The 6,153-nt window shown below is 70.1% G+C and carries 7 protein-coding genes; all 7 read right to left on the reverse strand.

The genetic code is table 11. From position 1 onward, the window contains the following. A partial coding sequence (locus J5F18_RS14685; protein ID WP_346299314.1) for a zinc-dependent alcohol dehydrogenase family protein occupies positions 1-987 on the reverse strand: 987 nt, incomplete at its 3' end. Between the two features lie 58 nt (positions 988-1,045). Beyond that, the gene (locus J5F18_RS14690) at positions 1,046-1,846 is read right to left on the reverse strand and encodes a DUF2797 domain-containing protein (protein WP_346302245.1); all 801 of its coding nucleotides are present in this window, start codon (positions 1,844-1,846) and stop codon (positions 1,046-1,048) included. 43 nt (positions 1,847-1,889) lie between these two features. Continuing rightward, positions 1,890-2,174 (reverse strand): DUF1315 family protein, encoded by a 285-nt coding sequence (locus J5F18_RS14695; RefSeq protein WP_346299315.1) that lies wholly within the window; start codon positions 2,172-2,174, stop codon positions 1,890-1,892. 58 nt (positions 2,175-2,232) lie between these two features. Continuing rightward, positions 2,233-3,090 (reverse strand): rhomboid family intramembrane serine protease, encoded by an 858-nt coding sequence (locus J5F18_RS14700; RefSeq protein WP_346299316.1) that lies wholly within the window; start codon positions 3,088-3,090, stop codon positions 2,233-2,235. 182 nt (positions 3,091-3,272) lie between these two features. Next, positions 3,273-4,265 carry a metallophosphoesterase gene (locus tag J5F18_RS14705; protein ID WP_346302246.1) on the reverse strand — a complete coding sequence of 331 codons (993 nt, stop codon included), beginning with the start codon at positions 4,263-4,265 and terminating at the stop codon, positions 3,273-3,275. 13 nt (positions 4,266-4,278) lie between these two features. Further along, the gene (locus tag J5F18_RS14710) at positions 4,279-5,208 is read right to left on the reverse strand and encodes an NAD(+) kinase (RefSeq protein ID WP_346299317.1); all 930 of its coding nucleotides are present in this window, start codon (positions 5,206-5,208) and stop codon (positions 4,279-4,281) included. Positions 5,209-5,285: 77 nt separating this feature from the next. Next, positions 5,286-6,153 (reverse strand): carboxylate/amino acid/amine transporter (locus J5F18_RS14715; protein ID WP_346299318.1); only part of this gene is annotated, 868 nt, incomplete at its 5' end.

Here is a 6,153-nt window from a genome sequence, read left to right on the forward strand (position 1 = left end):
CACCGCCGCGCCCGAGAGCCTTCCGGCGCGCAGGTCGTCGAGGGCCCGGTTGGCCTGTTCCAGCGGGTAGGCGCGCGTCTCGGTGCGAATCGGCACCTCGGGGGCCAGGGCCAGGAACTCCTCGCCGTCGCGACGGGTGAGGTTGGCCACCGATTTCACCGAGCGCTCCTCCCACAGCAGGCGATAGGGAAAGCTCGGGATATCCGACATGTGGATGCCCCCGGAGACCACCACGCCGCCGGGGCGCACGTGGGAGAGCGCGGTGGGCACGAGCGCGCCCACCGGGGCGAACAGCAGGGCGGCGTCCAGCGGCTCGGGGGGCGCCTCGTCGCTGCCGCCGGCCCAGGTGGCGCCGAGCCGGCGGGCGAAGGCCTGGGCCTCGGCGTCGCCGGGTCGGGTGAAGGCGAAGACCCGCTGGCCGCGGGCCAGCGCCAGCTGGATCAGGATATGGGCGGCGGCGCCGAAGCCGTAGATGCCGAGCCGCCGGGGCGCCTCGCCGCCCGCGAGCCGCCAGGTGCGGTAGCCGATCAGCCCGGCGCAGAGCAGCGGGGCCGTGGCCTGGGCGTCATCGCCCTGCACGGGGAAGCCGTAGCGGGCATCGGCCACGCAGTACTCCGCGTAGCCGCCGTTGCGGGTGTAGCCGGTGAACTCGGCGCGCTCGCAGAGGTTCTCTTCGCCGCGGCGACAGGGCGCGCACTCGCCGCAGGTCCAGCCCAGCCAGGGCACGCCGACGCGCTGACCCGGCGCCAAGCCGGCCACGCCCTCCCCCAGGGCGGTGACCTCGCCGACGATCTCGTGGCCGGGCACCAGCGGCAGGCACGGGTCGGGAAGATCGCCGTCCACCACGTGCAGGTCGGTGCGGCAGACCCCGCAGGCCAGCACCCGCAGCTGGAACTCGCCGGGGCCCGGGGTGGGACGCGGCAGCGTCTCCAGCACCAGGGGCCGGCCGGGGGCGTGCAGGCGCATGGCGCGCATGGTCTCGCTCACGGGGCGCTCCTCTCGGCGGGGCCGGCACCGGCCCCCTGCCGAGAGGATAGCCGAGTCGTCAGGCGGCGACCCGCACCTCGTAGCCGGTGTACTTGCGCAGGTTGATCACGCCGGAGTCGAGGATCAGGTACTGCCCCTTGAGGCCGAGCAGGGTGCCACCGATCTCCGGGGTCTTGTCGAGGTTGTGGGAGACCACCTTGGTGGGGTACTCGAGCACCGGGTAGTCGAGGGCGACCGGCGGCGCGTCGAGCCGGCGAATGGCCTCGGCGCCGAAGCGCTCGCGCAGGTTGGCCAGGCCGCTCTCCAGGCGCGCCAGCAGGCGGTCGCGCTCGGCGGGCAGGTCCAGCGCGAGGGTGTCGCCCTTGAGCATGGCGCGCCAGTTGGTGCGGTCGGAGACCTCCTCCTTGAACAGCGTCTCCACGAAGCCCGACTGCTGGCGGCTGTCCACCTCGAACACCGGCAGCGCCTGGACGGCGCCCTGGTCGAGCCAGCGGGTCGGCACCTGGGTGCCGCGGGTGATGCCGACCTTGAGGCCCGAGGCGTTGGCCAGGTAGACGATATGCGGCTGGAAGCAGTGGCGCTCGGCCCACTCCGGCTCGCGGCAGGTGCCCGCGAAGAAGTGGCAGGTCTCCGGCTTCATGATGCAGGTATCGCACTGGGCGAGTTTCCTGAAGCAGGGGTAGCAGTAGCCCTGGGCAAAGCTCTTCTTGGTGGCCCGGCCGCAGTGGGTGCAGGCGATGGCGCCGGTCCAGGCAAGCGACAGCGGCTGCCCCAGGCGCTCGTTGAGCTCCAGGCGCTGGTCGCCGGCGCGCAGCGTGTAGCGGGCCGGCTGCCCCACTTCCCCCGGCGCGATGGCCATCTTGGTGAGGCAGCCCTGCACCTCGCTGGCCGCGGCGATGGGCTCAGTCACGGCCGGCGTCCCTGGCCAGGCCCGCCAGCGCCGGGTCCACGCCGGCCCCGCTGCTGGCGCCCCCGCAGGTGCGCTGCTGCAGGTAGCCCACCCGCTGCTCTTCGGGCACCTGGTTCTCGAACTCGTAGCGCATCACCGCCTCCAGGCAGAGCTCGGTCTGTTCGCGGGTCAGCAGGCGGCCGTCCGGCCACTTGCGCAGCTGCACCGCCTGCTTGAGGCTCTGGTAGATGGCCGGGGTCATCTGCTGGATCATGCGCTCGAAGGTCATATCGCTCATGGTGTGTCTCTCTCGGAACTGCCGCGCCGGGGTGTGACGCGATCGGTGGCCGGCAGGCTCAGCGCCGGCGGCGTGCTCGGCCGGAATAGTACCAGCCCAGTGCCAGGCCCACGACCAGCCCGCCCAGGTGCGCCTCGTTGGCCACGTTGCCGAAGCCCACGGCGCCGGCCATGTCGGTCATGGTGAAGACCATCCAGCCGAGCATGAAGACCACCAGCATCTGGGGCACGAAGAAGCCGCTGTGAGGGGCCCGGCGCGACATCAGCCAGACATAGCCGAGCAGCGCGAAGTCGACCCCGGACATGCCGCCGAACAGCACCGTGCCGGCGGCGTACTGGGCCAGGTTGGCGCCAACGCCGGCGGTGAGCAGGATCAGCAGCATGCGCCCGCTGCCCTGCAGCGCCTCCACCTGGCGGCCGAAGTACCACAGCCACAGCATGTTGAAGATCAGGTGCATCCAGCCGAAGTGCAGGAAGGCCGGCGTCATCAATCGCCAGATCTGCCCCGACAGCACCGCCTCGATGAGGCTGCCCACCGCCAGGCGGCCGTTGACCACCCCCAGCGGCACGATGGCCAGGGCGGCGATCACCCGGTCGCCGAGCACGGCCATGACCGCGAAGACCAGCAGGCAGAGCCCCAGGGTCACGGCGGTGACCGGGGCCTGGCGAAGCGGCGCCAGCAGGGACGCGCTCCCCAGGGTGGCCCCCTGTCCGCGGCGCCGTTCCGGCATCAGCGGCTCGCCGCGCTGCCAGCGCGCCAGCAGCCCCATCAGCTCATCCTGCTGGCGGGGATCGGCGATCCACAGCATCTGGCCGTCCTCCTCCTGGGTGATCCGATGGCCGATGCGATGGGCCCAGAGGGCGCGGCGCAGATCGCGGGTATCGAGGTCGGGGGGCAGCTGCATCACCCGGTACATGGCGCCTCCTGTGGCGGAGAAGGGAGCGTAGCGAACGTGCACAAAGAAAAAGTCCGGCGGAGGGGGCCGCCGGACAAGAGCAAGGGATCATTCAAGGGAACACCTACTCTGATGGCGTACGGCGCCGGGAGTTCACGGCGACCGATAAATAATTTAGTAAAGTTTTGTATCAATCGCCTTTCTCATTCGAAGCTGATCTCCCAGGGCCGCGGGCGTACCTGCTCCTCCCGGGGCACTCGCAGCCAGACGAAGTGGTCGGCATCCAGCTGTTGCTCGCCGCTCCAGCGGTAGGCCACCAGCCGCCCGAACTTCACCGCGCTGTAGTCCAGGCAGGCCACGTTGGGGGCCGGCAGGGCCGGGATGCCCTCGCACCAGTAGTGGCCGATGAACAGCGGGGGCTCGTCCGGGGCGTAGTGGCTGAGCCTGGCCCGATCGCTGTCGGAGAGGGGATGCTGCTCCAGGTCACCCGGCAGGTTGTCGGGCTGGAACACCACGTCGCCCCAGGTCTGCGGCTCGCGACTCCAGAAGTGGGCGCGAAAGCTGCGCCGGGTGAAGCCGTCGCCGGAGTGGATCTCGGTACCGTGGGGCAGCGGTATATGGGTCCCCCGGGTCAGGCGGTCCAGGATCCGGAACGCGCGGGTGCCGGGGGCCGTGGACTGCAACAGGAAGGCCTCATCGATGCGACCGTCGGGCCGGGCACGGCGCAGCTCGTCGATCAGCGGCGAGTCCCAGCAGGCGTGTACCACCCGCAGGCCATCTCGCTCGAGGCACAGCGGGATATCCAGGAACCAGGCCAATGCCTCTTCCCATTCCTGGGGGTGGTCACGGTACTGCTCCAGGGTCTCCTTGATGATGCGGTTGTGGCGCGGCGTGTGCTCGCGCAGCCAGTCGCGGCCCAGGCCGGCCGGCGCCCGGTGGCAGTAGGTCAGGGCGTTGTATTCGTGGTTGCCCATGACGATGTGCGCCTCGCCCTCCTCCACCATGCGCATGGCGATCTGCACCGCCAGCCGGATGCGCGGCCCGCGGTCGATCAGGTCGCCCAGGAAGATCACCCGGCGCCGGGGGTGTCGGTAGACCCCGCCGCGCTGGTGGTAGCCGAGCTTCTCGAGCAGGGCCGCGAGGGTGGCGCCGCAGCCATGGACGTCGCCGATCAGGTCGTAGCCCTCGATCCTCATCCGCGTTCTCACATCAGTCTCCCAGGCGGTTGCTCCAGCCCAGCTTGCTGCGCAGGACCCCGAAGAAGTTGTGATCCAGCGGGTGGACCAGCTGCACCCGCTGGGACTTGCGGCGAATCACCAGCACGTCGTCGGGCTTGGCCACCGCCCGGGTCTGACCGTCACAGCTGATGTGCGGGTAGGTCTGGTTGGTCTCGCCGATGTGGATGCGGATCTCGCTGGCCGCATCGATGACGATGGGCCGGCTGGAGAGGGTATGGGGAAACATCGGTACCAGGGTCAGCGCATCCAGCTTGGGGTGCATGATGGGCCCGCCACCGGAGAGCGAGTAGGCGGTGGAACCGGTGGGCGTGGCGATGATCAGCCCGTCGCTGCGCTGGCTGTAGACGAACTGGCCATCGATGAACAGCTCGAACTCGATCATGCGCACCGCCTTGCCGGGGTGCAGCACCACCTCGTTCAGGGCGTCACCGCTGCCCATCAGGGTGCCGTCGCGATAGAGCTCGGCATCGAGCAGGAAGCGCTCCTCGACCTCGAAGCGACCGTCGAGCACCTCGCCGACCCGTGTCTCCAGCTCGTCCGGCGAGATATCGGTCAGAAAGCCCAGCCGGCCGCGATTGACGCCCAGCACCAGGGTCCCGCTGTGGCAGAGGGTCCGCGCCGCGCCCAGCAGGCTGCCATCGCCGCCCACCACGATCACCAGGTCACACAGCTCACCCAGCATGCGCCGGCTGGCCTCGGGGTGGCCGTGGTCGAGCAGCACGGTGGCGGTGCGGTCCTCGATAATGACGTGATAGTCCCGCTCATCCAGGAAACGGATCAGGCGCTTGAGGGTATCGACCACCTTGGCGCTGCCCAGGCGGCCGATCAGGCCGATATTGCGGAAGGACGCCTGCTGGTCGCGTCCAGCGGAAACACTCTGTTCGGATGGTTCGGATGGCATGCACGGGCCTCTCGCATCGCAGCGGCCCATTATGGCCACTGGCCTGCGCCCCGGCAAACGGCCTGGGGCGGACGGCCTCAGGCGGTGCGCGGCACTCGACGCTTCAGCCACCACTCGTTGAGCGCGAGCGAGCCGGCGATGATCGCCCCGCCAAGCGCCAGGCGCGCGAGGTCGGCATCGCGATTCCAGATCACCAGATTGACCACCAGGCCGGCCGGAATCAGGGCATTGTTCATGATCGCCAGCGCCCCGGCATCCACCCGAGTGGCGCCCAGGTTCCAGAGGAAGTAGCCGAGCCCGGAGGCCACCAGCCCCAGCCACAGCAGCACGCCCCACTGCACGCCGGTGGTGGGCAGCGCCGCGGCATTGCCCAGCAGGGCAAAGGCCGGCAGCGCCACCACCAGCGCCCCCAGGTAGAACCAGGCGAAGACGCTGTGGCGCGGCAGCTCGGCGGGCAGTTCGGCGGAGAGGCGCCGATAGCCCACCTGGCCCAGGGCGAAGCAGAGGTTGGCCCCCTGCACCACCAGGAAACCGAGCAGGAAGCCGCCGTCGAGGCCGTCGTAGCGGATCACCCCGGCCCCCAGCACGGCCAGCGCCGCGGTGAGCAGGTAGAAGGGGGTGAAGCGACCGAAGAGGGCGTCGTCGAGCAGGGTGATATAGAGGGGCGTGAAGATGGTGAAGAGCAGCACCTCGGGCACCGAGAGCAGCAGGAAGGACTGGTAGAAGAAGATGTACATCACCCCCAGCTGCACGGCGCCGAGCCCCATCAGCGCAAGGCGCTGGCGGCCGCGCAGCAGCCCGGGGCGCAGGAAGGGCAGGAAGACCAGGGCGGCCAGGGCCACCCGCAGCGCCACGGCGAAATAGCTGTCCACCTGGCCGGCCAGGTAGACGCCGATCAGCGAGAACGAGAAGGCCCAGAGCACGGTGACGCCGACGAGATAGCCC

Source organism: Halomonas sp. BM-2019 (assembly GCF_017584085.1).

Bases quoted from the DNA above. Each gene is read 5' to 3' on its own strand.
- J5F18_RS14690 (WP_346302245.1), bottom strand. From the start codon at position 1,846: ATGGCCATCGCGCCGGGGGAAGTGGGGCAGCCGGCCCGCTACACGCTG.
- J5F18_RS14695 (WP_346299315.1), bottom strand. From the start codon at position 2,174: ATGAGCGATATGACCTTCGAGCGCATGATCCAGCAGATGACCCCGGCC.
- J5F18_RS14700 (WP_346299316.1), bottom strand. From the start codon at position 3,090: ATGTACCGGGTGATGCAGCTGCCCCCCGACCTCGATACCCGCGATCTG.
- J5F18_RS14705 (WP_346302246.1), bottom strand. From the start codon at position 4,265: ATGAGGATCGAGGGCTACGACCTGATCGGCGACGTCCATGGCTGCGGC.
- J5F18_RS14710 (WP_346299317.1), bottom strand. From the start codon at position 5,208: ATGCCATCCGAACCATCCGAACAGAGTGTTTCCGCTGGACGCGACCAG.